A 26,493-nucleotide genomic window follows, 5' to 3' on the forward strand; every position below is an offset into this window, starting at 1 on the left:
TGGTGGGGGTGTGATTCTGGTGGCTGCGGGGCTCAACTGCGCATCAGCTCTCGCAGCTTGAGTTTTTCGATGAGCACGGTCTCCTTGGCGTAGACCGTGTTCACGTACTTTTCGTAGTCAGGGCCGTCCAGGTACAGCAGCGGCGCGTCGAGCTTGTCGGCCACGGCCTTGAATTCGGGGCTGGCCACGGCCTGCTTGAAGGCTTCACGCAGCTGGGCGGCGATGGCGGGGTCCAGGCCCCGGGGCGCGCCGATGCCGTTGGGAGCGTCCACCACCACGTCATAGCCGGATTCGCGCAGCGTCGGGACCTCCTTGAAGCGGGCCGTGCGCTGCTCGCCCCAGGTGGCCAGCAGGCGCAGCTTGCCGGCCTCCACATGCGGCGCCCACGAGCTGGAGTCGGCGAGCGCGTCCACGTGGCCGCCCAGCACGCCCTGCAGCGCCTCGGCGCCGCCCTTGTAGGGCACGTGGTTGAGCTGGATGCCCGCGGCGCCCGCGAACTCCTCCATGCCCACATGCGTGGCGCCGCCCACGCCGGCGTGGGCATAGGTCACCTTGCCGGGGTGGGCCTTGGCGTGCTGCACGAAGTCCTTGAGCGTCTTGAATGGCGAGCTGGCGGGCACGGCGATGCCGAAGGTCTGGCCCGAGGTGCGCGCGAGGTAGGTGAAGTCCTTGCGCGGGTCGGCCTGCAGCGTGCCCAGCTGCGAGAAGCGCGTGACCGAGATCGGGATCTGGCCGACGGTGTAGCCGTCGGGCCTGGCCGAGGCCAGCGCCTTGGCGCCGATCATGCCGGACGCGCCCACCTTGTTTTCCACCGCGATGCTCTGGCCCAGCACCCGGCCCGCCACCGCGCACAGCGCGCGCATCGACTGGTCGGCCGTGCCGCCCGCGGGCCAGGGGCAGATGAAGGTGAGGGGGCGCTCGGGCCAGGCCTGGGCGAAAAGGCTGCCGGACGGGGTGGCCGTCAGTGCGCTGGCGCTCAATGCGCCCAGCACGAACTGGCGCCTTGCGATGCGGGGGGTGTTGTGCATGCCTGTCTCCTGTTGTTTGTGGGGTCGGGAGCCGCCATTGTTCAGAACCGGTGCATAACAATCCAATGAAGATATGGACTGGCTTCATTGCCTTGAAGTAATGTATCGAGCCCGCCAGAAAGAAGACCACGATGGCCAAGATCGACCGCGTACTGCGCTCCAACCTCAAGCTGCGCCACCTGCAGATGCTCGTGGCGCTCGACCAGTTCCGCCACCTGGGCCGCGCGGCGGAGTTCCTGTCGGTCACGCAGCCGGCGGTCTCCAAGACGCTGGCCGAGATCGAGCGCATGTTCGGCCTGCCGCTGTTCGAGCGCTCCACGCGCGGCACCGAGCCCACGGCCGCGGGCGCGAGCGTGGTGCGCTTCGCCCGTTCGGTGCTGGCGGGGTATGACCGCACGCGCGACGAAATCGCCGCCGAGGCCAGTGGTGCCGTGGGCCGCACCAGCGTGGGGGCCATGGTGGCGGCCACGCCGGTGCTGCTGGCGCAGGCGGTGGAGCTGCTCAAGGCGCGGTCCCGCCGCACCACGGTGCTGATCGACGAAGGGGACCTCACGCGCCTGCTGCCCAAGCTGCGCCTGGGCGAGCTGGACCTGTTCGTGGGCCGCCTGGAGCCCGGCTATGCCTCGCCCGACCTGGAGACCGAGGCCCTGTATGGCGACCCCATGGTGGCCGTGGCGCACCCCACGCACCCCCTGGCCCGCAAGCGCAAGGTCGGGTGGGCCGAGGTGGCCGCGCAGCCGTGCGTGCTGCCCCCACCCTGGGCGTCGCTGCGGGTGAAGCTGGAACAGCAGTTCTTCGCGCACGGCCTGCACCCGCCGCAGGACATCATCGAATCGGCGTCCTTCCTGTCGCAGATCAGCTTCGTCCAGCAGCGCGGCGCCGTGGCCTTCATGGCGCGCACGGTGGGCCGGCATTACGCCGCGCAGGGGCTGGTGGCCGTGCTTGCGCTGCCCGTGCCGGTGGACCTGCCTCCCGTGGGGCTGATCACGCTGCGCGGGCAAAGGCCCACACCCACCACGGGATTGCTGGTGGAATGCTTGCGGGAGGTGGCTGCGGGCATCCAGGGAAAGGGAACGCGGCGGCCGCGGTGAAGGCGATATGCTGTCCTCATGCCGCCCGTGACTCCGGATCTCATTCCCCCGCGCGAAGACCCCGCCGGCCTGCCGTCCACGCCGGACGGGACCGGCGCGCAGCAGGACCCGGCCCTGCTGCGCCGCCTACTGCGGGCGAAGGACCACATGGACGCCGCCTCGCACGAAGCGTGGCCGGTGAAGCGGCTGGCCCGGGTCAGCGGCGTCTCCGACGCCCATTTCGCGCGCTCGTTCCGGCAGGCCTTCGGCATTCCGCCGCACCGCTATTTGCTCACCCGGCGCATCGAGCAGGCGACCACGCTGCTGCGGGACACAGACCTTCCCATCACCGAGATCGCCTATGCCACCGGCTGGGAAAGCCTGGGCACTTTCGGCCGCACGTTCCGGGACGTCACCGGAAAAAGCCCGAGCACCCTGCGCATCGACGCCCGGCACGAGGCGCAGCAGCTGGGCAGCGTGCCCGCCTGTTTTCTGAAGGCCGCGCAGCGCCCGGACCTTGCCACCGCAGTTTCGGAGAAGCGCCGCCGCCTGGCGGAGGGTACAAACCGGCCCTCAACCAAGGAGATGTGATGAGCCAAGGTATCGGTGTGGTGGGTGTGTATGTCAACGACCAGGACGAAGCCCTGGCGTTCTATGTCGACAAGCTCGGATTCCGCGTCCACACGGACGTGCGCAATGGTGCCTACCGGTGGCTGACGGTGCAGCACCCCGAGCAGCCGGCGTTTCAGCTCGGCCTGTTCACGCCGGGGCCGCCGATGCACGACGAGGCCACGGCCCAGGCGCTGCGCGCCATGGTGGCCAAGGGGGCGATGCCGCCGCTGGTCCTGCATGTGCGCGACTGCCGCGCCGCATGCGCGCACATGCGCGCCCAGGGCGTGGAGTTCACCCAGGAGCCGGTGGACCGGTTCGGCCAGGTGGATGCGGGGTTCCGCGACCCGGCGGGCAACGGCTGGAAGATGATCCAGGCCGCGGGAGGCCCGCAATGAGCCGGGGCCAGGGCGTGCGGCGGTTTCACCGCTGGGCGTCGATGGCCTTCACGCTGGCCGTCGTCGCGAATTTCGCGGCGATGGCCCTGCGGGAGGGCAGCCCGCCGCCCTGGGTGACCTATGCGCCGCTGCCCCCTCTGGGCCTGCTGCTGCTGACAGGGCTGTACCTGCTGGCGCAGCCCGGCCTCCAGCGGTTCGGGGCGTGGTGGTCTTCTTCTGCAGGGGCGCGGCCGGCTCCGCCGCCCGTGTGAACCCACGCCGGCACTGCGCGCGGCCCGGCGCAAATGCCGTGCGCGGGCACGCGCCCCGGGGGCGCGGGGCGAGGGCCTACCCCTTGGAAACCAGCGCCGCGATGGCCGCGCCCACCTGCGTGGTGTCGGCCGAGCCGCCCAGGTCCGGCGTGCGCGGCCCGCTGCGCAGGACCTCCTCGATGGCCGCCACGATCGCATCGTGCGCCTGCCGCCCCGCGCCCTGGCCCTGGGTGAGGAAGTCCAGCATCAGCGCGCCCGACCAGATCATCGCGATGGGGTTGGCGATGTTCTTGCCGTAGATGTCCGGCGCCGAGCCGTGCACGGGCTCGAACAGGCTGGGGAACGTGCGCTCGGGGTTCAGGTTGGCCGAGGGCGCCAGGCCGATGGTGCCCGTGGTGGCGGGGCCCAGGTCGGAGAGGATGTCGCCGAACAGGTTGGTGGCGGCCACCACGTCGAAGCGCCCGGGCTGCAGCACGAAGCGCGCGGTGAGGATGTCGATGTGCTGCTTGTCCAGCGTGATCTCGGGGTAGTCCTTGGCGACTTCCTCGGCGCGCTGGTCCCACCAGGGCATGCTGATGGCGATGCCGTTGCTCTTGGTGGCCAGGGTCACGTGCTTGCGCGGGCGGCTCTGGGCCAGGTCGAACGCGAACTTCAGCAGGCGGTTGGCGCCATGGCGCGAGTAGACCGATTCCTGGATCACGATCTCGCGGTCGGTGCCTTCGTACATGATGCCGCCGAGCGAGGTGTACTCGCCCTCGGTGTTCTCGCGCACCACGTAGTAGTCGATGTCGCCGGGCTTCCTGCCCGCCAGCGGGCACGGCACGCCCTCGAACAGGCGCACGGGGCGCAGGTTGATGTACTGGTCGAATTCGCGGCGGAACTTGAGCAGCGACCCCCACAGCGAGACGTGGTCGGGCACGGTGGCGGGCCAGCCGACGGCGCCGAAGAAGATGGCGTCCATGCCCGAGAGCTGGGCTTTCCAGTCGTCGGGCATCATTTTTCCGTGGGCGGCGTAGTAGTCGCAGCTGGCCCAGTCGATGGTGGTGGTCTCCAGCGGGATGCCGAAGCGCTGGGCGGCGGCCTGCACCGCGCGCAGGCCTTCGGGCATGACTTCCTTGCCAATGCCGTCGCCGGGGATGACGGCGATCTTGTAGGGGGTGTTGGTGCTCATTCGGGGTCCTTGGTGCCTGGGGAAGAGAAAGAAGGGAAAAGAAAGCCAGGGGAATCAGCACGGATTGTTTGGCAGTGCGGCAAAAAATACAATCCGGCAACTGTGCTCATATTCTTCACACATCGTGCATAAAAATCCGGCCACCGACGACCTGCGCGTGTTCACCGTGGTGGTGCGCAAATCGAGTTTTGGCGACGCGGCGGCGGAGCTGGGCACCTCGCCCGCGTACGTGAGCAAGCGCATCCGCCTGCTGGAGCAGGAACTGGCCGTGAAGCTCCTGCACCGCACCACGCGGCGCGTGGCCGTGACGGAGGAGGGCGAGCGTGTCTTCCACTGGGCGCAGCGCATCCTGGACGACATGGATCAGTTGCTGCAGGAGGTGGCCATCACCCGGCGCGAGCCGCGTGGTCAGCTGCGGGTGAGCAGCAGCTTTGGCTTTGGCCGCCAGATCGTGGCGCCCGCGCTGTCGCGGCTGGTGGAGCAGCACCCCGGCCTGCAGGTGCGGCTGGAAGTGTTCGACCGGCTGGTGGACGTGGCCGGCGAAGGGTTCGACCTGGACGTGCGCGTGGGCGACGAGATCGCTCCGCACCTGATCGCCCGCCGTCTGGCGGACAACCACCGCGTGCTGTGCGCGGCGCCCGCCTACCTGGCGAGCCACGGCACGCCGCGCGCGCTGGCGGAGCTGTCCAGCCACGACTGCCTGGTGATCAAGGAGCGCGACCACCCGTTCGGCGTGTGGCGGCTGCGCAGCGGCGCGGTGGACGAGACGGTGAAGGTGCGCGGCCCGCTGTCGGCCAACAACGGCGAGATGGCGGTGCAGTGGGCGGTGGACGGGCGCGGCATCGTGCTGCGTTCGCTGTGGGACGTGGGGGCGCACCTGCGTGCGGGAAGGCTGGTGCAGGTGCTGCCCGACTGGCGGCAGGAGGCCAACGTCTGGGCCGTGTACCCCACGCGGCTGGACCGCTCGGCCAAGGTGCGGGTGTGCGTGGAGTTCCTGGAGGTGTACTTCCGCCAGGAAGCGGGGCGCCTGCAGGGCATGCCCGGGACGGCCTGAGGCCGGCCGGGGCTGCCATGGGCCGGCGCGGCGCGGGCGCCGCTGCCGGTGCCGCCCCACGGCGGCCCGCGCCCGCCGTTCAGCGGGTCCCGAGCAGCGCGGGCAGCTGCGCGGCCAGCGCGTCGATGACGACGCGCGTGCGCCGTGGCAGGGCGCGCGCCTGGGGCCAGACGGCGTGCAGCTCGTAGCCGAAGGGGCGCGCCTCGTCGAACACCTTCACCAGCGTGCCGGCCGCCACCGGCTCGGCCGCCAGCCACTTGGGCAGCCGCGCGATGCCCAGCCCCGCCGCCGCCGTGGCGGCCACCACTTCCAGGCTGTCGCAGCGCACGCGCGCGGGCACCGCGAACGTGCGCGGCTCGCCCGTGGCGTCATCGCGGTAGTGCCAGGGCTTGAGCCCGTCGTCGCGTCCGTAGCTGGCGAAGGCGTGGCGGGGCGCCTCGGCCTGCAGCGCCGCCCAGCTTGCCGGCCGGCCGTGCCGCGCCAGGTAGTCCGGCGCGGCATACAGGCCCATCCATTGGTGCCCGAGCGGGCGGGCCGCGAGCGTGCTGCTGTCGTCCAGCACCCCGCTGCGGATGGCCAGATCGATCCGCTCTTCCACCAGGTCCACCCGCCGGTCGCTGAAGTGCAGGTCCAGCCGCAGGCCGGTGTGCTCGCGCGCCAGGCCCAGCAGCACGGGCGCGACGCAGGCGCGGCCGAACAGCGCCGGCATGCTCATGCGCAGGGTGCCCACGGGCTCGTGGCGGCCGGCCTCCACGGCGGCATCGGCCGCGTCGAGTTCGGCCAGCGCGCGGCGGCAGCGTTCGTAGTAGGCCTGTCCGTCGTCGGTCAGGCTCTGGCTGCGCGTGGTGCGGTGGAACAGCCGCACCCCGAGCCGCTGTTCCAGCCGCGCGATGCCCTTGCCCACCGCCGAGCGGGTGCGGTGCAGCCGCGCCGCCGCCAGCGCGAAGCTGCCGGCCTCCACGGCCGCCACGAAGGCCTCGATTCCCTGCAAACGTTCGTTCATTGGAGAATTTTGCTATCCAGCCATGGGAAAAACAAGAACCACTGGCATCCATGAAGCGCCAATAGCATCGAAATCCCTTTCTTTCCCTGGAACTCGACGATGCACGACACACCCGCCACCCTCCAGCGCTGGCAACTGCCCCGCTTCGGCCTCGCCCACCTGGAGCGCACCGAGGCGCCCATGCCCTCGCCCGGGCCGAGCCAGATCCTGGTGCGCACCGAGGCCGTGGCCCTCAACTACCGCGACCTGCTGATGGCGCAGGACGGCATGGGCATGCCGCTGGAATTTCCGTTCACCCCCGCCTCGGACCTGGCCGGCACGGTGTTGGCCGTGGGCGCGGGCATCACCCGCTGGCGTCCCGGCGACCGGGTGCTGAGCACCTTCTGGGGCGGCTGGCTGGAGGGCGAGCGCCCTGCCGCTGCCGTGGCCCTGGGCGCGCCGGGGCCGGGCGTGCTGGCCTCGCACGTGCTGCTGGAGGCGGACTGGGCGGTGGCCGCGCCGGCCACGCTGGGCGCCGCCGCCGCGAGCACCCTGCCCATCGCCGGGCTCACGGCCTGGTTCGCGCTGGTGGAGACCGGCCACGTGCGCGCCGGGCAGGCCGTGCTCATCCATGGCACGGGCGGCGTGGCGCTGTTCGGCGTGCAGATCGCGCGCCAGCACGGGGCCGTGCCCATCGTGGTCTCGGGCGATGCGGGCAAGCGCGAACAGGTGCTCGCCCTGGGCGCCGCCCATGCGCTGGCGCGCGACGCCGACTGGCCCGCGCAGGTGCGGGCGCTGACCGGGGGGCAGGGCGCCGACCATGTGCTGGAGACGGTGGGCGGCCCCAACCTGGGCCGGTCGATGCAGGCGCTGCGCCACGGCGGGCGCGTGTCGGTCATCGGCACCCTGGCCGGCGACACGGTGAGTGCGTCGGTCTACAGCTTCCTGCTGGGGCGGGCCACCGTGCAGGGCATTGGTGTGGGCCACCGCCGCGCGCTGGAGGACCTGGTGCGCGCGGTGGATGCCACCGGGCTGCAGCCGGTGATCGCGGGCGAGTATGGCGCCGACGAAGTGCCGGCTGCTTTCGCGCACCTGCAGCGCGGCGCGTTCGGCAAGGTGGTGGTGCGCTTCTGAGCGGGTGCGCCAAGGAGCGTGTGGATGCGATATTTCAAGTAAAAATAGCCACCGGCGCTTGTCGATCAAGCGCTGGCAGCTATTGAATTGATAGTAAATCGCCGGGTGGCGAGGCGGGCGGTCAGCCGGCGAGCGCGGCCTTGACGGCGGTGGACACCTGGCCCATGTCGGCCTTGCCGGCCAGGCGGGTCTTGACCACGCCCATGACCTTGCCCATGTCGCCCGGGCCCGCGGCGCCCAGCTCGGCCACGATGGCCTTGACGGCGGCCAGGGTCTCGTCGGCCGACATGCGCTCGGGCAGGTAGGCCTGCAGCACGGCCATCTCTGCCTTCTCCTTGTCGGCCAGGTCCTGGCGGCCCGCGCCCTCGAAGGCGGTGATCGAGTCCTTGCGCTGCTTGATGAGCTTGTCCACGATGGCGACCACGGCCGCATCGTCCAGCACGATGCGCTCGTCCACTTCCCTTTGCTTCATCGCGGCCTGCAGCAGGCGGATGGTGCCCAGGCGCTCGCTGTCCTTGGCGCGCATGGCGGTCTTCATGTCTTCGGTGATCTGGTCCTTGAGGCTCATGATGGCTTCCTTTTTATGGGGTTTCAGACAGGGACGGAGGGTTTGCACAAAGCCCCTCTGGCCAGGCGCAGCGCCGCAGACAGTAGTCTTCTTGCTACGGCAAGGCGCTGCAACGACGCCAGAGGGGCTTTGTGCAAGCCCGGAAAAGCAAAAACCCGCGCTTGGCGTCCCTAGCGCGGGTTCTGGGACCCAAGCAAGAAGGCTTGGGGCCGAAGATCCATCAGTACATCTTCTTGGGCAGTTGCATGCTGCGAACGCGCTTGTAGTGGCGCTTCACGGCGGCTGCCTTCTTGCGCTTGCGCTCGGCGGTGGGCTTCTCGTAGAACTCACGGGCGCGCAGGTCGGTCAGCAGGCCGAGCTTTTCAATGGTGCGCTTGAAGCGGCGCAGGGCGACGTCAAAGGGTTCGTTTTCTTTTACGCGGATCGTAGTCATTAGCTAATGGTTTCCAAAATGTTGCCCGCAGAGGGTCTTGGGGAGATCGGGCCTCAAGACCGTGCGTGGCGGTTTCCCCGTCTGTAACTAGTATTTGGCCGACGGGGCATTGCCAGCAAAGCCGGAGATTATAGCTGAAGCGGGTTCCGCCTTGGGGTGCTTCGTGCTTCCCCCCTCTCGCGGCACGGGCGGCGGGGCTCCGCCAATCGCCCGGCACGGGCTCCCTGGCAGGGTCGCGCCGACTCTCCGGGGGGCGCGGCGTCGGCGAATCGGGCGCATCGCAGGCGGATCGGCGAAATGGCGTGGAAATTGCTTCATGTTGTAACACTCATCTTCCACCGTCGGTGGGCTGCCCGGGTCATCCGCCCGGGCGGGCCTTCGCCGCAGACACCATGGCATTCATGCACCGCGTATCGGGCTGGCTGGGCCGCCTCAGTGTGGGCCGCAAGCTCATGCTCATCTATCTGCTCGACCTGTCGGCGGTGATCTATGTCTCCAGCATCCTGATCCACGAAAAGTACGTGGCCATCGATTTCACTCGCAAGGAAATCGTGGGCACCACCTATGCGGCGGTGCTGCGCGACGGGCTCATGGGGCAGTTCCTCGATGCATCGCAGCAGCCGCCGCTCGTGGCGGACGTTCTTGCGCGGCTGGCGGGCGTGCGTGCGGCCCACGACGAGCAGCTGCATACCGAGGAGCAGGGCGAGCGCTTCAGCGGGGTGCTGCAGCAGCTGGCCGCCCACCCGCCGGCGGCCACCGATGCGCCGTCCCTCACCCGGCTGCGCAGCCAGCTGCTGCGCGACGGCCGAGAACTGCTCACCACCGTGGGCAACCAGTCCAACCTGATCCTGGACCCGGACCTGGACAGCTACTACGGCATGTCGCTCGTGGTGCTGCGCTTCCCCGAACTGCTGCAGGCGGTGCACGACACCGTGGTGTTTCTCCATGCCGCGCCCGCGGGGCGCGGGCCGCAGTGGTCCTCCGAGCTGCTCACGCTGGTGGGCCGGCTCGACGCGGTGATGCAGGGCATCGAGTCGGACTACAACCAGGCCTTCATCGCGGGCTCTCCCGAGATGCGCACGGCCCTGATGGGCCAGCGCGAGGCGCTCAAGGCCTCGCTGGAGAGCTTCCAGGCGCTGCTGCAGGGCGTGGCGGCGGGCGAATCGCGCCTGACCCTGGCCCAGGTGGGGGCGCAGCAGGCGCAGGTGCTGGGCGCCCTGCGCGATGCCTGGGCGGTGGGCATCGTCGACCTGGAGCGGTTGCTCAACCGCCGGGTGGACGGGCTGTACGCGCGCATGTGGCTGCACCTGGGCACCGCGCTCGTGCTGCTGGGCTGCATCCTCTCTCTGGTGACGCTGGTGGCCCGGCAGATCGCCAAGCCGCTGCAGCAACTGGCGCGCGTGGCCGATGAGGTGCGCAAGAGCGGCGACCACACCCTGCGGGCCCACTGGAGCAGCAGCGACGAGATCGGCCGGCTGGTCACGGCCTTCAACGACATGCTGGCCCAGCTGGACCGCGAACGCCTGCTGCAGCAGGAGCTGGCGGCCAGCGCCCGCGCGGCCGAGGCCCAGCGCGAGCTGGTGGAGGCCTTCCCCATCCCCATGGTCGTCACCTCCATCCCCGAGCACGAGGTGCTGCATTCCAACGCCCCCGCCGCCCACTGGCTCAATGACCGCAAGACCGACCCCTGGGCCGCCGGGCTGGAGCCGGGCGTGCGCGCGCGCTTCTTCCAGCGCCTGGCGGACCAGGGCTCGGTGGACGAGTTCGAGGTGCGCTGGAAGGGCAGCCCCGAGCCCTCCTGGGCGGTGCTGTCGGCGCGACGGCTGCAGTTCCAGGGGCGCGACTCGGTGCTCACGGCCTTCACGCCCATCAACGTGCTCAAGGTCATGGAGCAGCGCCTGGAGCTGTGGGCCAAGGTGTTCGAGGCGTCGTCCGAGGGCATCATCATCATGAATGCCGACCAGCAGATCATCAGCGTGAACAAGGCGTTCTGCCGCAGCACGCACTACGACTTCTACGAGGTGCTGGGCGAAGACCTGGGCTTCCTGCTGGAGGAGTCCGGCGGCGAGCCCCTGTCCACCCAGATCCGCCGCACCATGCTCGACAAGGAGTCCTGGCAGGGCGAGGTGCGGTTTCGCCGCCGTTCGGGCGAAACCTACCCGGCCTGGCTCATGGTGTCGGCCGTGCGCGAGGGCAAGGGCGGCGGCGCCGTGGCCAACCACATCGGCATCGCCATCGACATCACGGACCGCAAGCGCAGCGAGGAACGCATCCAGTTCCTTGCGCACCACGACGTGCTCACCGAGCTGCCCAACCGCTCGCTGTGCGTGCAGCGCCTGCAGCTGGCGCTGGCGCAGTCCAGCGTCACCGGCGAGAAGGTCGCCGTGTTGTTCATCGACCTGGACCGCTTCAAGGCCATCAACGACACGCTGGGCCACCACATCGGCGACGGGCTGCTGCGCTCGGTGGCCGGGCGCCTCACGCAGGCCGTGCGCAGCCGCGACACCGTCAGCCGCCTGGGCGGCGACGAGTTCGTGGTGGTGATGCGCGACGTGGCCGGGCGCGAGGACGTGCAGCAGCTCGTGGAGCGGCGCCTCATCCCCCTCATCCGCCAGAGCCACCCGGTGGAGGGGCATGAACTCAATGTGTCATGCAGCGTGGGCATCGCCGTGTACCCCGAGGACGGCGGCGACATCGACGAGCTGATGCGCCGCGCCGATGCGGCGATGTACGAGGCCAAGACCACGGGCCGCGACATGGCGCTGTTCTATTCGGCCGAAACGGACCAGCGCGCGCTGGCCCGCCAGTCCATGGAACAGCACCTGCGCCGCGCGCTGGAGCGCCATGAGCTGAGCCTGCACTACCAGCCCCGGGTGAGCGCCAAGAGCGGCGGCCTGCTGGGGGTGGAGGCCCTGCTGCGCTGGAACAGCCCCACGCTGGGCGCCATCCCGCCCAGCGAGTTCATCCCCATCGCCGAGGAGACCGGCATGATCCGCGCGATGGGCGGCTGGGTGCTGCAGCAGGCCTGCGAGCAGTGGGCGCGCTGGCAGGCACCGCCCGCCGGCCATCCCGCCGGGCGTGCGCCGGCCCACCCGCTGTCGGACGTCTCCATCTCGGTCAACCTCTCGGCCGCGCAACTGGCGGACCCGCAACTGGTGGCCGACATCGAGGCGCTGCTGGCCCGCACCGGCATGCCCGCCCACCGGCTCGAACTGGAAATCACCGAGTCGCAGCTCATGGACAACGCCCACGCGGCCGAGCAGCAGCTGGCCGCGCTCAAGTCGCTGGGCGTGCAGCTGTCCATCGACGATTTCGGAACCGGCTACTCCAGCCTGGCCTATCTGAAGCGCTTTGACATCGACCGGCTCAAGGTCGACAAGTCCTTCGTGCACGACATGCTGAGCAACCCCGCCGACATGGCGATCACGCGGGCCATCATCGCCCTGGGCCACACGCTGGGGCTGCGCATCGTGGCCGAGGGCGTGGAAGACCTGGCCACGGCCCAGGTGCTGAGTGCGCTGGACTGCGAGGAGCTGCAGGGCTACCACTTCAGCCGCCCGCTGCCGCCCGAGGCCCTGCTCGCCTGGGCATTGCAGCACTGCGTGCTCCATGGCGCGCCAGTGCGCGGGCTGGCTTCCGAGTGCATTCAGCCAGCCTCGCTGGCCGGATGATGTCTCCTCAATGCCGCCGTGGTCCCCATCATGCGAGCCGGATGTGCAGCGCAACAGCGAGCCCGACCAGGAGGACGCCTGGCGAGAAATTGCCCAGACACAGGGAGAGGCGAGAGGTCGAACGGCCCGAAATGCGCGAGTCGGCCCGCAGGTAGGCGTCACCTTCTTCGGTGAGCAGCCACCGCACCATCACCGCGCCCCCGGCCAGCGACCCCATGCCCAGTGCCGCAAGGATCGCGATGAAGATATTCCCGGCCATGCTTGCGGCCGGTACAAGGGCGATCAGCGCGCCCGTGGCCGTGGCAGCCGCTTGCCACCTCTCCGCGCGTTCGAATCCGTCCATGCCGAGGCTCCCCATGGCTGGTAAAGCGTTTGTTTGTGTGTCTGACCGGAGTGCAGGAGCCATCCCCGGGGAGCCACCTGCACAGGCGTCCTCCGCCGCCTCAATGCGCCGCCAGCGGCAGCGCCTGCGCGCAGGCATGGGCGCTGGCCCAGGCCCACTGGAAGTTGTAGCCGCCCAGCCAGCCCGTCACGTCCACCACTTCGCCAATGAAGTACAGGCCCGGCTGCGTCTTGCACTCCATGGTCTGCTGCGACAGCACGCGCGTGTCCACGCCGCCGAGCGTGACCTCGGCTTTCTTGTAGCCCTCGGTGCCGGTGGGCGTGAGCTCCCAGCGCGCCAGCTGTTCGGCCAGCCGCGCCAGGGCCTTGTCGCTGGCCTCGTTGATGGGGCGCTGCCAGTCGGCCTCGCGCTGGGCCCAGGCGTCCGCCAGGCGGCCCGGGACGAGGGCGGCCAGCTCGTTGGCAATCAGCTTGCGCGAACGGGCCTTGCCCTGCGCCAGCGCGGCGGGCAGATCCACCGTGGGCGCGAGGTCGATGGCCAGCGGCGTGCCCTCCTGCCAGTAGCTGGAGATCTGCAGCACGGCCGGGCCTGAGAGGCCGCGGTGGGTGAACAGCAGGTCTTCGTCGAAGGCCATACGGGCTTTCTTGGCACCGGTGCTGATTTGCACCGGAAGCGCCAAGCCCGCGAGTTGCGCATACGGCGCCCAGCCCGCGCCATCAAAGGTCAGCGGCACCAGACCCGGGCGGCGTTCGATGAGCGGGATGTTGAACTGCTGCGCCAGCCGGTAGCCGAAGTCGGTCGCGCCGATCTTGGGAATGGACAGCCCGCCCGTGGCGATCACCAGCGAGCGCGCCCGCACCGGGCCCCGGTCGGTATCAATTTGATAGCTGCCAGCGCTTGATGGATCAGCGCCAGGGGCTGAAAACACTATATTCTTGACCGCACAAGGCTGCCAGTGCGTCACCTGGCCCGCCGCGCACTCGGCCAGCAGCATGGCGATGATGTCCTCGGCCGAGCGGTCGGCGAACAGCTGGCCCTTGTGTTTTTCGTGGAACGCGATGCCGTGTTTTTGTACCAGCGCGATGAAGTCGGCGGGGGTGTAGCGCGAGAGCGCCGAGCGGCAAAATTGCGGGTTCTGCCCCACGAAGTGTTTGTGGGGCGCGGCGGGATCGAGGTCGCGGTTGGTGAAGTTGCAGCGCCCGCCGCCCGAGATGCGGATCTTCTCGGCCACCTTCTCGGCATGGTCGATCAGCAGCACCTTCAGGCCCCGCTGGCCCGCCTGGGCGGCGCAGAACAGGCCGGCGGCGCCGGCGCCGATGATGACTACGTCGAATGGAGGGGAGGAAGCGTGGGGCACGGTGGGGCGAAGGCGGCGTTGGCGGGCCGCCATTGTCGCCGCAGCGTTCGCACGGGGCGGGTAGGCCCCTCGAACCGGTGCCTATTGCCGGTACACGCCACCCGAGCCCACCACCGCGATGTCCACGAAGTTCGAGCCGTGGTGGTTCTGTGCGCTGAACTGGTAGCCGTAGCCGCCCAGGTCCAGGTTGCCCAGCCCCTGCATGGCCTGCACCAGACTCGCGCGCGTCACGCCGGGCCCCGCTGCGCGCAGGCCCTCGATGAGCACGCGCGCATCCATGTAGCCGGTGTAGCGGTCGTAGTCCACGGGCTTGTCGTGGCGCTTCATCGACGCCTGGAAGTCCCGCGTGAGCGCGATGGTCGGCCGGCTGGGCGAGGGGCCCGTGCGTGCCACGGCCAGGCCGCGCGCGTCTTCGCCCAGCGCCCGCAGCACCGCCGAGCCCGCGCCCAGCGACAAGGTATACACCGGCACGCCCAGGTGTGCGCGGTTGGCGCGCACGTACGCCACCACCGGAGGGCCCGCCGCCACCAGCAGCACGGCCTGTGGCTTGTGCGCGGCCAGCGCCTTGGCGGCATCGGCGGCGTCCTGGCCTTTGGGGTCCAGCGCGTGCGAGCCCGCCATGGTGGCGCCTTCGGCCGCAATCGTTTTTTCAACCAGCGGCAGCAGCAGCTTGCCGAAATCGTTGTTCTCGTAGGCGACGGCAATGCGCAGGGTCTGCACCGCCACCAGATTGCGCACGATCCTGACCAGCTCATCGGCATAGCTGGCGCGCGTGGTGAACAGGTACGGGTGCTGCTGCGCGCGGACCGCCGGGCTGCCGGTATACACGGAGATCAGCGGCAGCCTGGCCTGCGCGAGGTAGGGCAGCAGCCCGATGACCTGCGAGGTGCCCGACACGCCGAACAGGGCTACCACGCCTTCTTTTTCACTCAGCTGCACGGCGTTTTCCAGCGTGCGGCGCGGGTCGAAGCCATCGTCCATGGTCACCAGGCGGATCTTGCGTCCCCCGATGCCGCCCTTGGCGTTGGCGTCCTCGATGGCGGCATCCTGGCCTTCATGGATGGGCTGCAGAAACGGTGCCATGCCGCCCGACAGCGCGGTGGACCTGCCGATCAGGATGTCGCCCCTCACGTCTGCGCGGGGCTGCGCCTGGGCCATGGCCGGCAGTGGCGACAGCGCGGCGGCGGCCCAGCACAGCAGAGTGCGGCGGCATGGGCCGAAGGGGGCGTGGGCGGCGCTGGCGGCAAGGGCGAGGCGGGCGTCGGAGGGCGGCACAACGGGCATGGGGTCTCCAGGGGCGGCAGGGGGAGCCCATGGTAGGAAGGTTGCCGCGCGGGCGGCCACGGGGTTTCCCCGCAAGCACCGTCGCCCGGGGGACTGGCCGCGCGGGGCGTTAGCATGCGCCATCCATCCGCCAAGGACTGTTCCATGAATCCGATCCGCTATGCCGCCTGCGCCCTGCTGCTGCTGCTGGGCTTTCTGGCCCCGGCCTGGGCCATCAACAAATGCACGGACGCCGATGGCAAGGTGTCGTTCCAGGACGGGCCCTGCCCGGGCCAGGGCGAGAAGGTCGAGGTGCGGCCCGCCATGCAGGGCGCCACCCCTGTGCAGCCTGCCCCTTCCACCGCGAAGGAAGGCGCCTTCGGCGCGACCTGGCAGCGCAAGCACTATCTGCAGAACCAGGGCGTGCCCCAGGCGCGCGCGGCCGTCGAGCGCAGCCAGCAGGAATGTGCGGCCACGGCGCCGGATACCGCCGTGGCCCACGCCGGCCCGCTGCGGCGCAGCACCCTGGCCTCAGGCTCCCAGTTCGCGCAGGAGCGCGCCGCCGGTGCCGACAAGGACAAGGCCGCGTGCGAGGCGCGAACCAACGAGCTGCGCAACCAGCTGAAGTCGCTCGAAGCCGAGCTCGGCAAGCCGTAGTGCGTCGGACGAACCCGCCTCACCCTTTCCAGGTGAACGGGAACTTGAACTGCTTGACGAACCCGTTGGGCACGTAGTCGCCCAGCACGCCATAGTGCTCGGGCCAGAGCTTGGTGCTTTTCACGGCGGTGCCGAACAGGTAGTCGAGAAAAGCAAAGTGCGCCGCGTAGTTCTTGTCCAGCGCCTCCTGGTCCTGGCTGTGGTGCCAGTGGTGGAAGTTGGGCGTGACCAGCACGTAGCGCAGCGGCCCCAGGCGCACGCTCACGTTGGCGTGGTTGAACACCGCCTGGAAGCCGACGACCACGATATAGGCGTCGATCACTTCCTTGGAAAAGCCCAGCACGTAGATGGGCGCGAGCACCAGGGTGCGCGTGATCAGCAGCTCCAGGATGTGCTGGCGCGAGCCGGCCATCCAGTCCATGCTTTTCACGCTGTGGTGCACGGCGTGCAGGCGCCACAGCAGCGGCACCTCGTGGTAGGCGCGGTGTGTCCAGTACTGCACGAGATCGGCCACGAGCACGATGAGGAACAGCGCCACCCAGAAGTTCAGGCCCTGCACCCAGCCGCGGATGCCGTCGTTGGCGGCCCAGCCGAAGAACTTGTGCACCAGCAGGTTGGTGGCCAGCAGCACGAAGCCCACCACCATGTGGTTCACGATGAAGTGGTGGAAATCGGTCTGCCACTCGGCGCGGAAGATGGGCTGGTCCTTGCGCAGCGCGAACAGCTTCTCGATGAAGATGAAGATCAGCGAGCTGCCCAGCAGGTCGAGGATGAACCAGTCCAGGCCGATGTAGGGCGTGTTGTCGGGAAAGTTCGGGTCCACCTCCACCTTGTGGCCGCCCAGGAAGGCGGCCAGCGCCACCATGGCGAAGGCAAACGTGGCCAGCCAGCGCGAGCGGTTGAACAGGATGTTGACCAGCGAGATGCCGCCCGCGATCGCCATGGCCGCCAGCATGATGGTGCGGATCACCGTCACGTCGTAGCTCTTGCGCAGCTGTGGCGTGGTCAGGTATTCGGGGAAGTGGAAGGCCAGCACGCCCAGGAAGCACAGGATCGCGAGCGTGAGCGCGATCACGCCCGACACCAGTCCGCGCCCCGTGCGCAGCGCGCCGTGGCTTTCGGTGAATTCATTGAGCTTGTCGATTTCGAGCATGTCTTCCCTCCGGCACCAGGTGCCTTGAACTGGCTTGTGTGGCGGGAGTGTAGCGGCCGTGGCGTTGTGCCGCCGAGACGGTGCGGCCCCTAGAATCGCGGCATGAACATCCCTTCCCACCAACTCAGCATGACCGTGCTCATGTCGCCCGACATGGCCAATTTCTCGGGCAATGTGCACGGTGGCGCCATTCTCAAGCTGCTGGACCAGGTGGCCTATTCGTGCGCCAGCCGGTATTCGGCGTGTTACGTGGTCACGCTCAGCGTGGACCAGGTGATGTTCCTGCAGCCCATCCATGTCGGTGAGCTGGTGACCTTCCTGGCCAGCGTGAACTACACGGGGTCATCGTCCATGGAGATCGGCATCAAGGTCGTGGCTGAGGACATCCGCTCGCAGGTGGTGCGCCATGTGAACAGCTGCTTTTTCACCATGGTGGCGGTGGATGAATCGCGCAAGCCGGTGACGGTGCCGGCGCTGTCGCCGGCCACGGCCGACGAACGCCGCCGCTGGGAAGCGGCCCTGCTGCGCAAGGCGCTGCGCAAAGAGCTGGCGCAACGCTTCCAGCAGGTGCGCGAGTCGGCGGGCACCTGACGGCTTGATGGACGGGCTGGCTGGCGGTATGCGCGCCGCCGCGCGACGGCGGCGCGGGGTGATGATCAGCGGACGGCGCAGAAGCCGAATTCGGCCGCCGCTCCGGGAGAGAGCGTCTTGTTCCAGTCCACGCCAGAGGCGTTGAGGTTGCTGCCCGCCTGGGACCAGGTGGCGTTCCACAGGTTGTTGACGGTGCCGCTCACCGGGACGGTGATGGCCCAGTTGCCCTGGGTGGTGCCCGTGTTCACGATCTGGACCCGCTGGCAATAGCCGGAACCCCAGTCGCTGTCCGTCGTCTGCAGGACGGAGAAGTTCGCGGCCGGGGTGGGCGTTGGCGTCGGGGTGGGGGTCGGAGTCGGCGTAGGGGTTGGTGTGGGCGCCGGGGTGGTTGCATCGCCCCACAGCCGTTGCAGCAACTGGACCTTGTCGGCGCGCACGGTGGTCCAGTCGTCATCGAGAATGCCGCCGGTGTCGCCACTGTTGGGGTTCCACGACCAGTAGAAGCCGCTGCGCATGCCCTTGCCGACCATGTAGTCCACCAGCGCGTTCTGCCACAGCACGTCGCGCGCATCGCCACGGCCCAACTTGCCGCCGAACTCGCCCAGCATCACGGCATAGCCCGCCTGCACGAATTGGCCGAAATGCTGGTCCCAGATGGCCGGCATGTTGCTCGGGAAGTTGGAGGCGTTGAAGTAGGGCTGCACGTAGACATCCGGCCCGTAGGTGTGCGGCGCCAGCAGCAGGCGGTTGGCCGGGATGTTCAGCGGCGTGCAGGCCAGGGGTTCCAGATTGCCGCCCCAGAAGTGCGCGTTGCCACCCGAGCAGCTGGGGTTTTCGCCGATGCCTTCCACCGCGATCAGCCACTGGGGCGCCACCTGCAGCACGGCCGCCGCGGCGCGCTCGGCCGCGCGGTTCCAGTCGGTGGCGTTGTTGCCGGTGCCCCAGGTGGCCGCGCCGTGGGGTTCGTTCTTGATGTCGATGCCGATCACGCCGGGCACGCCCGCATAGCGCTGCGCCACAAAGGTCAGGTCGCTGATCCACTGCTGCTCGCTGTAGCCCGGGGTGTACCAGAGCTCGCTGATGGTCTGGCAATCGGGGGTGTGGTGGTCCAGCAGCACATACATGCCGCGGTTGCTCAGCTCGCCGACGACCTTGTCCATCACCTGGATGGCCGACAGGCCCTGCAGGTCGGCATTGCGGCCGTAGTCGATGCTGCTGGGCGTGGCGGAGCCATGCAAGGTGGCGGGGCAGAAGGGCAGGCGCACGGCGTTGAAGCCCTGCGCCTGCATCTGCGTGATCATGTCGGTCCAGTTGCGTGCCCACAGGCCGTGCACCACATGGTTGCTGGTCTCGAAGCCAAACCAGTTCACGCCGCGCAGCTGGATGGCCTTGCCCGCACCGTCCAGCACCTTGCCGGCGTTGATTTCGTAGCTCCAGGCCGCGCTGGCGCTGGCCAGCAGGCAGCCGGCCAACGCCAGGTTCTTGCACAGGGTGGTGATCTTCATGGCTCGCGCATCTCCCGAAAATGGTGTTGTGTCTGGCAGTCAGCGGGCAGGCCCCTGGCGGGCGGGCCTGCGCTCTCGCAGTGTGGGCGCCCCGCGCACCGGCGGCGTTTCCATGGATGCCAATTGTAAGAGGCTGTTCGCGGTCTTCCGGGGCGTTCGCGCCATCTTTGCGGAATGGGGGTCAGGCCGCGTTGCGGGTGCGGCCTGCCAGCGACACGGCCTGCAGCGAAAGGCCGTCGATTTCATGGGTGATGCCCGAAAGCACGTTCGCCACCACGGCAAATTCCCGCCCGTGCTGGCCCGCGCGCGCCGCCATGACCTGCGCATTGAAACTGACCACCTTGGCCTCGCGGGCCACCGTCTGGATGGACTCCACGATGCCCGCCAGTTCCTTCATGAGGGTTTCGGACTGGGCCTTGCCCACCTGGTCGAACACCGTGGTGGCGGTGTTGAGCGCCTCCAGCACGCCGTCGGTGGTCTCCACCAGCCGCGCGAGCACTTCCTCGACGCGTGGGCTGCGGCGCTCCGTCAGGTCCAGCGCGGTGGCGACCTGCTGGGCAAAGGCATCGATGACGGTGCCCACGCCTCCGGGCTGCCCATACACCTTGCGGATGCGGTCGGCGTCGGGAGCGTTGAAATGGCGGGGCGTGTCCACCAGCCGGGCCTGGCTGGCGGTGAACAGGGCCAGGGTGCCGCGCGCGGCCTTCAGGTGCAGGTCGCTGCCGCCGGCGGCCAGCACGGTTTGCAGCACCATGCGCTGGGACAGCATGCGCTGGCGGGCGGCGAGGTTGACCAGCGACATCTCGGCATCGCGTGCCGCCGGTGGCGAAGGCATGGGCAGGGTGGAAGGCGGTGCGGACGTGCCCGGGCGTGGGGAGAGGGAATAGGCTGCCATGGTGGTCCTTGTGCTCATTGCATTCAGATACATACTTCAAGCAATAGCCGGGCCAGCGCGTGGCCGCCGGATGGTCGTCGTGCGGGGGAACGATGGGATGAGGCGTGGCCACGGCGCACCGCCAGCGGCGTGCCGTTGGCGGCGGGGCGCACGGTGCGGCGGGGCGGGGGCCCCGGGACCGTGGGGAGGCGGCGTGGCGTCCTCGGCCTACACGGCGCGGCGCGCCAGGGGAGCGTCCTGCGATGCCAGGGCCACGCCGCGCACCACATCGCCCACCACGATCACCGACGGGCTGGCCAGCCCTTCGTGGGTGATGGTGGCATGCAGCGCTCCCAGCGTGGTCACAGCCTGCCGCTGGTGCGGCAGGCTGGCGTGCTGGATGATGGCCACGGGGGTGTCGGCCGGCAGGCCGGTGAGCAGCTCCTGCTCGATGGTGGCAGCGCCACTCACGCCCATGTAGATCACCAGCGTGAGCCTGGCGTCGCGGGCCGTGGCGGCCAGCTGGCGCCAGTCGGTGCCCGCGTCGCCGGGCTTGGCGTGGCCGGTGACGAAGACCACGCCGTGGGCATGCTCACGGTGGGTGAGCGGTGCGCCCAGCGAGGTCAGGCCCGCCAGGCCCGCCGTGATGCCGTTGACCACGGTGACGGGCACACCGGCGGCGCGCAGGTGCTCCACTTCTTCACCACCACGGCCAAAGATGAACGGATCGCCACCCTTGAGGCGCACCACGTTCTCGCCTTCGTTCACCGCCATCAGCATCAGCTTTTCAATGAAGGCCTGGGGGGTGCTCTTGCAGCCGCCGCGCTTGCCCACGTAGATGATGCGTGCCGTGGGAGATGCGTGGGCCACGATGGCATCGCTCACCAGGTCGTCCACCAGCAGCACGGTGGCTGCCTGGATCGCCTTGAGGGCCTTGATCGTCAGCAGCTCCGGGTCGCCCGGGCCCGCGCCGACCAGCGTGCAGCTGCCGCCGGTGCCCAGGTGGGGCTTGGAGGGGGGCAGGGTGGCGGGGGGTGTGGGGCGGCTCATGGGGATGTCTCCGAAACTGTTTGATCGGCAAGTTGCAAGATATGTTCCACCTGGCGCGCAATCGCGGGTGGAACCGGCAACTCACCCGCCAGCACGCGGCGCGTGTAGGTGGCGGTCGTGGCGACGTCGATCTCGGCCGGCAGGCCCGGCACCTCGCTGGCCGTGCCGGGCTGCTGCGCTTCCAGCACCTTGTGCACGCCGTTCACGAAACCGTCGTAGCGGGGCGTGCGGCGGGGGTCGGTGGCGACCTCGCCTTCCAGGCCGCGCGAGAGCAGCGCGCTCATGCCCAGCGTGTGGAAGGTGGTCTGCAGCATCTCGAAGTATTCAGGATGGGTGTAGGCCGTGACCACCACCGAGGGCCCCGCGCACGGGCTCATCAGCTTGACCACGCTGTGCCCGGGGTTGCGCAGGCCCACCACCTCGCGCACGGCCAGCAGGCGCGCCAGGCCCGCGTGCAGGTGCTGGGTATGGATGTGGCGCACGCTGCCGTTTGCTATTTTTTCAGGAGCTGTCAGCGCAGGTACGTCCAGCGCCAGCAGCACATCCGATGCCAGAATGCGGCGCGCCTCGGTGCGCATGCCATGCAGCAGCACGGGCAGGCCCTCACGTGCCAGCAGCAGGGCCAGCAGCGGTGTCAGCACCGGCAGCTTGCGCGCACCGTTGTAGCTGGGCAGCACGATGAGCGGGCGGTCGGTGGCGGGCAGCAGGGCCAGGCGCTGGTGCGTGGCATCGAGAAAGCCGCACATCTCCTCCGAGGTCTCGCCCTTGATGCGCATGGCCAGGCAAAAGGCGCCGATCTCCAGGTCGCTCACCTGCCCATCCAGCACCTGGCCGAACAGATCCGTGGCCTGCGCGCGCGCGAGTGGCTTGGCGCCGCGCGCGCCGCGCCCGATCTCCTTGATGTACTGACTGATGCCCATGGTATTTTTTTGCGGGACTTGTGAAACAGGGCTCCAGCGTCGTTATTTCGGCTTGCCGTACAGGCGTACTGTCTGCGCCGAAAATGCCTAGCTGGAGCCCTGTTGCACAAGTCCTTGTGGGGGTTCTAGGGGGAACTGAGCCGCTATTTTCCTGCAACCCAGAGAACTTTTGGTTATATGGTGGCCTGCGCCAGGGGCTTGGACGCCAATGGGCCGGTGGCGCGCACCATGCGCTTGAGTTCGGGCAGGCACGAGCCGCAGTTGGTGCCGCAGCGCAGCTTGCCCTGCAACTGGGCCAGGCGGTCGTCGTCGGTGCCGTGGCAGCGCGCCAGCTCTGCGGTGATGGCGGTGTCCGTCACGTTGAAGCAGGTGCACACTGATTTGCCGCGCGACTGCACGGCCACGGGTGCCTTGGCGCCGGGGACCAGCAGCAGGCGGCCATAAGTTTGCGCGGGCAGCTCTTCCTGCAGCAGGGTCTTGAGCCAGCCCTCGGCGCTGGTGTCGCCTGCCAGCACGATGCCTTCGAGCGTGGTGGTGTCACCGTGGCGTGCCAGCCGCGCGGCGCGGCGCTGGCCGCGTTTTTTGTCGGCGTAGCGCAGCGTGTCGGTGGTGGCCAGTCCCATCAGGGCTTCGATGCGTTCCACCGTGGCGTCCGGCGGGGCTTCGTGCGCGGCGGCGCGCAGCAGCACACCCACGCGCTCGCGCCCGGGTTCGCCCAGCGGCGTGTTGTTGCTGAAGGGCACACAACTGGCAAACGGAAACTGCGCCATCAGCGCGGACAGCGCCTCGCGCGTGGCCTGGGCGCTGCTGGCGGGCAGCCAGGCCATGGCCAGCAGCGTCCAGGGCAGCTCGGCCTTGAGCACCTTCACGGCCGCGTGCTTGAGCTCAGGCTGCTTGGACGTGGGGCAGTAGGCCGAGGTGGTGAGCGCGTTCACGCCCGCCAGCCGCTCGCCGGTGGACGAGCAGCCGCTCAAGAACTCGCTGCCCCAGTGCATCGCCATGAAGGCCTGCGACAGGCCCACCGTGGTGTCGGCCTGCGCGGGCACCACGATGGTGCCGCGCTTGCTCGTCACATAGACCAGGTCGCCGTTCTTCAGGCCGCGCCGCTCCATGTCCTGCGGGTGCAGCTGCACGCTGGGCTCGGCCACGTGGCCGAAGAGGCGTCCCAGCGTGCCGGTGCGGGTCATGCCGTGCCACTGGTCGCGCAGGCGGCCCGTGGTCAGGCTGAAGGGGTAGCGCGATTCGCGTTGTTCGGCCGTGGGCAACCAGGCGTGTGCTGCAAAACGTGCGCGGCCATCGGCGGTGGGGAAAACGCCGTCTTCGTACAGGCGCGCCTTGCCGGTGGCGGCGCCCTCGGGCAGCGGCCACTGTTGTGGCCCTTGGGATTCGAGCATCTCCCACGACAGGCCGGTGATGTCCAGGTCGCGCCCTCGCGTGCTTTCGCGGTGCTCGTTCCACACGGTTTCGGCGCCCTGGTCGGCGTGGTCGGTGGTGTAGGGGAACAGCGTGGGCTGGCCGGGGCGCAGGCGGGCCTCCAGCTGGTGCGCGAACTGCACCGCAATGGCCCAGTCGTGGCGTGTTTCGCCGGGGGCGGGCACGGCGGGGCGCACGCGCGAAATGCGGCGCTCGCTGTTGGTCACGGTACCGGTTTTTTCACCCCAGGTGGTGGCGGGCAGCAGCAGGTCGGCGTACTGCGCGGTGGCGGCGGTGGCAAAGGCCTCCTGCACCACCACGAACTCGGCGCGCTGCAGTGCGCGGCGCACGGTGGCCTGGTCGGGCATGCTCTGCGCGGGGTTGGTGCAGGCGATCCACAGGGCTTTGATCTCACCATCGGCGGCGGCCTGGAACATCTCCACCGCTGTCTTGCCGGGCTTGCTGGGCACATCGGCCACGCCCCACAGCGCGGCCACTTCGGCGCGGTGCTGCGGGTTGGCCAGGTCGCGGTGGGCGGTCAGTAAATTGGCCAGGCCCCCCACTTCGCGGCCGCCCATGGCGTTGGGCTGGCCCGTCAGGCTGAACGGGCCTGCACCGGGCTTGCCGATCTGCGCGGTGGCCAGGTGCAGGTTGATGAGCGCTGCGTTCTTGGCCGTGCCGCTGCTGCTTTGGTTGAGGCCCTGGCAGTACAGGCTCAACGTAGCCTTGGACGTGGCAAACCACTTGGCTGCCGTGGTCAGGTCGGCCACCGAAATGCCGCACACCTGCGCCACGCGGTCGGGCGTGGCTTCGCGCACCAGGGCCTTGAGTTCGTCGAAGCCCGTGGTGTGCGCGCCGATGTAGGCGGCGTCGATCCAGCCTTCCCACAGCATGATGTGCAGCATGCCGTTGAACAGCATCACGTCGCTGCCCGGCTGGATGGGCAGGAACAGGTCGGCCATGCCGGCCGTGTCGGTGCGGCGCGGGTCGGCCACGATGACCTTCATGCCGGGGTTGGCGGCGCGCGCGTCCTCGATGCGGCGGAACAGGATGGGGTGCGCCCAGGCCGCATTGCTGCCCACGATGAACAGGCACTGCGCGTGTTTCACGTCGTCGTAGCAGGCGGGCGGTGCGTCGGCGCCCAGCGTCTGCTTGTAGCCCGCCACGGCGCTGCTCATGCACAGGCGCGAGTTGGTGTCGATGTTGTTGGTGCCGATCAGGCCCTTGGCGAGTTTGTTGAAGACGTAGTAGTCCTCGGTCAGCAACTGGCCGCTCACGTAGAAGCCCACGGCGTCGGGGCCGTGCTGCTGGATGGTGTGGGCAAACTTCTCGGTGGCCAGGCCCAGGGCCGTGTCCCATGAGATGGCGCGTGGAGCATCGCTGCGCTGCAGACGTTGCTGCGGCTGCAGCAACCGGGTCTGCAGCGTGATGGGGCTGCTGGCGGTGAGGTGCAGGGTCGAGCCCTTGGTGCACAGGCGGCCAAAGTTGGCGGGGTGGTCCGGGTCGCCCCGCACGCCGGTGATCTGGGGGCCGTCGCTTTCGATGATCACGCCGCAGCCTACGCCACAGTAGGGGCAGGTGGATTTGGTTTCTTGCATGGCGTGGATTCCGGTGTTTTTGTGCTCCAGCGCTTGTGTGGTAAGCGCTGAAAGCTATGAATTTGTTAGCGTTTTCGGGCGACAGGCCTTCTGGCGCGGAGCTGGCTCCGGGGCTTCTTCTTCACGCCGCCACGCCGCGCCGCGCGGGCCCGGCCAGCGGCCGTGCCAGGTCCAGCGCGTGCGAGGCCAGTTCCGTGGCGTCCAGGTACACGCTGCCGTCTTCCACCTTCACGGCGAAACGCGGCGTGCAGCCTTCGTCGGGCGCCGAGGCCTGGCCGTCGCGCAGGCCGATGGTCCAGTTGTGCAGCGGGCACGCCACGTGGGTGCCAAACACGATGCCCTGCGACAGCGGGCCGCCCTTGTGCGGGCAGCGGTCCAGCAGCGCGAACACGCCGCCGGCATCGTTGCGGAACACGGCCACGTCCAGGCCCTGGGGGCGCGCCACGCGGCGCGAGCCCAGCTCGGGGATGTCGTCCACGCGGCAGATCAGCTTCCAGTCGGCGGGGGTGGTCGTGGTCATGGTCATGGCGATGATTCCTTCGATTTTTTTGTGTTGCGGGGGCGTGGGGCCGTGGGACGGGGTACCGGACGAACAGCCGGGCTCAGGCGGAAAGCGCGGCGTACAGGCCGGTCACGCGGTCCATGCTGGAGAGCAGGTTCTCGCTGGCCACGAACACCTCGGCCACCTGGCGGTTCACGTTGCCGCCGCCCTGCATGCGCTGCAGCGCGGCGTCGAAAAAAACCCACTGCCCGTCGGCCAGCTGCAGCTCCTGGCGGATGCGGCTGGTGGCCTGGGGGGCGTTGCGCAGCAGCTCGGTGGCGGCGATGAATTCGCCGCGCGCCTTGGCGATCTCGGTGGTGGCGGTGGCCGCGTCCACGGGCAGCATGGCGGCCAGGTAGAACTTGGCCATGCGCTGGCTCAGCATGCGCTGGCGGCCCGCAACGTTGACCAATTGGCCCACGGGCTTGCCCAGCGCGGCTTCGTACTGCGTGGTGCCCTGATGGGCCAGGGCCAGCACCTTGGCATCGGCCTGCAGCATGGCGCTGGCGTTGTCGGCGGACGAGGTTTCGGCCGCCAGCGTGACCTTGTGGGCGGCCCAGGCGGTTTCCAGCTTCAGATAGGTCTCGCGGATGGCGGGCGAGGGGGCAAAGGCCTTGAGCTCCGCCAGCTGGCGCTCGAACAGCGCGATGGACTGGCCCAGCACCTGGCGCGCCGTGGGCGTGTCGGCCTTGTGGGACAGGGCCAGCCAGGCCTTGCCCACGCGCTGGCTCAGCATGCGCTGGCGCCCGGCCTTGTTGATGGCGTCGTTGAGGTCGGTGACCTGGGCGTGGGCGTTGCCCAGCGGGGCCAGGGCGCCGCAGGCCGCGGCGGTCAGGAGGGTTCTGCGTTGCATGGGATG

General features: G+C 69.2%; 25 protein-coding genes. 9 read left to right on the plus strand and 16 right to left on the minus strand.

What is annotated here, in order from left to right; all coding sequences use genetic code 11:
• Positions 1–32: 32 nt before the first annotated feature.
• Complete coding sequence (locus tag AC07OD_RS00065; RefSeq protein WP_494594480.1) at positions 33–1,028, minus strand: Bug family tripartite tricarboxylate transporter substrate binding protein; 996 nt, start codon at positions 1,026–1,028, stop codon at positions 33–35.
• A 131-nt stretch (positions 1,029–1,159) separates the two neighbouring features.
• On the opposite strand from AC07OD_RS00065, the gene AC07OD_RS00070 reads away from it, so the two are divergent.
• The 4 genes from AC07OD_RS00070 to AC07OD_RS00085 are packed head-to-tail and all read left to right on the plus strand — an operon-like array spanning position 1,160 to position 3,356.
• Positions 1,160–2,119 (plus strand): LysR substrate-binding domain-containing protein, encoded by a 960-nt coding sequence (locus tag AC07OD_RS00070; protein ID WP_369641877.1) that lies wholly within the window; start codon positions 1,160–1,162, stop codon positions 2,117–2,119.
• Between the two features lie 18 nt (positions 2,120–2,137).
• A complete protein-coding gene (locus AC07OD_RS00075; RefSeq protein WP_218341909.1) occupies positions 2,138–2,689 on the plus strand; it encodes a helix-turn-helix transcriptional regulator in 552 nt (183 codons plus the stop codon).
• Positions 2,689–3,105 carry a VOC family protein gene (locus tag AC07OD_RS00080; RefSeq protein ID WP_218293848.1) on the plus strand — a complete coding sequence of 139 codons (417 nt, stop codon included), beginning with the start codon at positions 2,689–2,691 and terminating at the stop codon, positions 3,103–3,105. Before AC07OD_RS00075 ends, AC07OD_RS00080 begins: the two co-directional genes overlap by 1 nt.
• Positions 3,102–3,356, plus strand: a complete 255-nt coding sequence (locus AC07OD_RS00085; RefSeq protein WP_369641878.1) for a hypothetical protein — start codon at positions 3,102–3,104, stop codon at positions 3,354–3,356. Before AC07OD_RS00080 ends, AC07OD_RS00085 begins: the two co-directional genes overlap by 4 nt.
• Before the next feature lie 76 nt (positions 3,357–3,432).
• On the opposite strand, the gene AC07OD_RS00090 is transcribed toward AC07OD_RS00085, so the two are convergent.
• On the minus strand, positions 3,433–4,527 hold the full coding sequence (locus AC07OD_RS00090; protein ID WP_218293850.1) for a tartrate dehydrogenase: 1,095 nt from the start codon (positions 4,525–4,527) through the stop codon (positions 3,433–3,435).
• A gap of 124 nt (positions 4,528–4,651) precedes the next feature.
• Here AC07OD_RS00090 and AC07OD_RS00095 point away from each other — a divergent pair, with 124 nt between their 5' ends.
• Positions 4,652–5,581: a LysR substrate-binding domain-containing protein gene (locus AC07OD_RS00095; RefSeq protein WP_492245529.1), complete on the plus strand. Its 930-nt coding sequence runs from the start codon at positions 4,652–4,654 to the stop codon at positions 5,579–5,581.
• 79 nt (positions 5,582–5,660) lie between these two features.
• On the opposite strand, the gene AC07OD_RS00100 is transcribed toward AC07OD_RS00095, so the two are convergent.
• A complete protein-coding gene (locus AC07OD_RS00100) occupies positions 5,661–6,584 on the minus strand; it encodes a LysR substrate-binding domain-containing protein (protein ID WP_369641880.1) in 924 nt (307 codons plus the stop codon).
• A 99-nt stretch (positions 6,585–6,683) separates the two neighbouring features.
• Here AC07OD_RS00100 and AC07OD_RS00105 point away from each other — a divergent pair, with 99 nt between their 5' ends.
• Positions 6,684–7,697: a zinc-dependent alcohol dehydrogenase family protein gene (locus tag AC07OD_RS00105; protein WP_494594485.1), complete on the plus strand. Its 1,014-nt coding sequence runs from the start codon at positions 6,684–6,686 to the stop codon at positions 7,695–7,697.
• Positions 7,698–7,818: 121 nt separating this feature from the next.
• On the opposite strand, the gene AC07OD_RS00110 is transcribed toward AC07OD_RS00105, so the two are convergent.
• Together AC07OD_RS00110 and rpsU are read right to left on the minus strand one after the other, a co-directional pair.
• Positions 7,819–8,265 (minus strand): GatB/YqeY domain-containing protein, encoded by a 447-nt coding sequence (locus tag AC07OD_RS00110; RefSeq protein WP_494594487.1) that lies wholly within the window; start codon positions 8,263–8,265, stop codon positions 7,819–7,821.
• 220 nt (positions 8,266–8,485) lie between these two features.
• Positions 8,486–8,698, minus strand: a complete 213-nt coding sequence (gene rpsU, locus AC07OD_RS00115; protein WP_005799779.1) for a 30S ribosomal protein S21 — start codon at positions 8,696–8,698, stop codon at positions 8,486–8,488.
• A 392-nt stretch (positions 8,699–9,090) separates the two neighbouring features.
• On the opposite strand from rpsU, the gene AC07OD_RS00120 reads away from it, so the two are divergent.
• Positions 9,091–12,369 carry an EAL domain-containing protein gene (locus AC07OD_RS00120; protein WP_218340618.1) on the plus strand — a complete coding sequence of 1,093 codons (3,279 nt, stop codon included), beginning with the start codon at positions 9,091–9,093 and terminating at the stop codon, positions 12,367–12,369.
• 28 nt (positions 12,370–12,397) lie between these two features.
• Here the strand turns inward: AC07OD_RS00120 and AC07OD_RS00125 are convergent, their stop codons facing one another.
• The 3 genes from AC07OD_RS00125 to AC07OD_RS00135 form a co-directional block, all read right to left on the minus strand.
• The gene (locus tag AC07OD_RS00125) at positions 12,398–12,712 is read right to left on the minus strand and encodes a hypothetical protein (protein ID WP_494594490.1); all 315 of its coding nucleotides are present in this window, start codon (positions 12,710–12,712) and stop codon (positions 12,398–12,400) included.
• Between the two features lie 100 nt (positions 12,713–12,812).
• Positions 12,813–14,069: a BaiN/RdsA family NAD(P)/FAD-dependent oxidoreductase gene (locus tag AC07OD_RS00130; RefSeq protein WP_369641883.1), complete on the minus strand. Its 1,257-nt coding sequence runs from the start codon at positions 14,067–14,069 to the stop codon at positions 12,813–12,815.
• An 81-nt stretch (positions 14,070–14,150) separates the two neighbouring features.
• Positions 14,151–15,353: an ABC transporter substrate-binding protein gene (locus AC07OD_RS00135; protein ID WP_369641884.1), complete on the minus strand. Its 1,203-nt coding sequence runs from the start codon at positions 15,351–15,353 to the stop codon at positions 14,151–14,153.
• 144 nt (positions 15,354–15,497) lie between these two features.
• On the opposite strand from AC07OD_RS00135, the gene AC07OD_RS00140 reads away from it, so the two are divergent.
• Complete coding sequence (locus AC07OD_RS00140; protein WP_494594492.1) at positions 15,498–15,989, plus strand: DUF4124 domain-containing protein; 492 nt, start codon at positions 15,498–15,500, stop codon at positions 15,987–15,989.
• Between the two features lie 19 nt (positions 15,990–16,008).
• On the opposite strand, the gene AC07OD_RS00145 is transcribed toward AC07OD_RS00140, so the two are convergent.
• On the minus strand, positions 16,009–17,142 hold the full coding sequence (locus AC07OD_RS00145; protein ID WP_218293860.1) for a sterol desaturase family protein: 1,134 nt from the start codon (positions 17,140–17,142) through the stop codon (positions 16,009–16,011).
• A 102-nt stretch (positions 17,143–17,244) separates the two neighbouring features.
• On the opposite strand from AC07OD_RS00145, the gene AC07OD_RS00150 reads away from it, so the two are divergent.
• Complete coding sequence (locus AC07OD_RS00150; protein ID WP_494594494.1) at positions 17,245–17,733, plus strand: acyl-CoA thioesterase; 489 nt, start codon at positions 17,245–17,247, stop codon at positions 17,731–17,733.
• Between the two features lie 65 nt (positions 17,734–17,798).
• Here the strand turns inward: AC07OD_RS00150 and AC07OD_RS00155 are convergent, their stop codons facing one another.
• The 7 genes from AC07OD_RS00155 to AC07OD_RS00185 form a co-directional block, all read right to left on the minus strand.
• Positions 17,799–19,238 carry a cellulase family glycosylhydrolase gene (locus AC07OD_RS00155; RefSeq protein WP_494594496.1) on the minus strand — a complete coding sequence of 480 codons (1,440 nt, stop codon included), beginning with the start codon at positions 19,236–19,238 and terminating at the stop codon, positions 17,799–17,801.
• Between the two features lie 181 nt (positions 19,239–19,419).
• On the minus strand, positions 19,420–20,133 hold the full coding sequence (locus AC07OD_RS00160; RefSeq protein WP_218293863.1) for a methyl-accepting chemotaxis protein: 714 nt from the start codon (positions 20,131–20,133) through the stop codon (positions 19,420–19,422).
• 207 nt (positions 20,134–20,340) lie between these two features.
• Entirely contained in the window at positions 20,341–21,162 is an 822-nt protein-coding gene (gene cobA, locus AC07OD_RS00165; RefSeq protein WP_218293864.1) for a uroporphyrinogen-III C-methyltransferase, read from the minus strand.
• A complete protein-coding gene (ybiB, locus tag AC07OD_RS00170; protein WP_494594499.1) occupies positions 21,159–22,082 on the minus strand; it encodes a DNA-binding protein YbiB in 924 nt (307 codons plus the stop codon). The genes cobA and ybiB overlap by 4 nt, the downstream gene beginning before the upstream one ends.
• Before the next feature lie 173 nt (positions 22,083–22,255).
• Entirely contained in the window at positions 22,256–25,093 is a 2,838-nt protein-coding gene (locus AC07OD_RS00175) for a nitrate reductase (RefSeq protein ID WP_494594501.1), read from the minus strand.
• Between the two features lie 121 nt (positions 25,094–25,214).
• Positions 25,215–25,613 (minus strand): nitrite reductase small subunit NirD, encoded by a 399-nt coding sequence (gene nirD, locus AC07OD_RS00180; RefSeq protein ID WP_494595108.1) that lies wholly within the window; start codon positions 25,611–25,613, stop codon positions 25,215–25,217.
• A gap of 82 nt (positions 25,614–25,695) precedes the next feature.
• The gene (locus tag AC07OD_RS00185) at positions 25,696–26,487 is read right to left on the minus strand and encodes a type IV pili methyl-accepting chemotaxis transducer N-terminal domain-containing protein (protein WP_494594503.1); all 792 of its coding nucleotides are present in this window, start codon (positions 26,485–26,487) and stop codon (positions 25,696–25,698) included.
• Positions 26,488–26,493: the final 6 nt, after the last annotated feature.

The organism is Acidovorax sp. GW821-FHT10E03 (assembly GCF_059415205.1).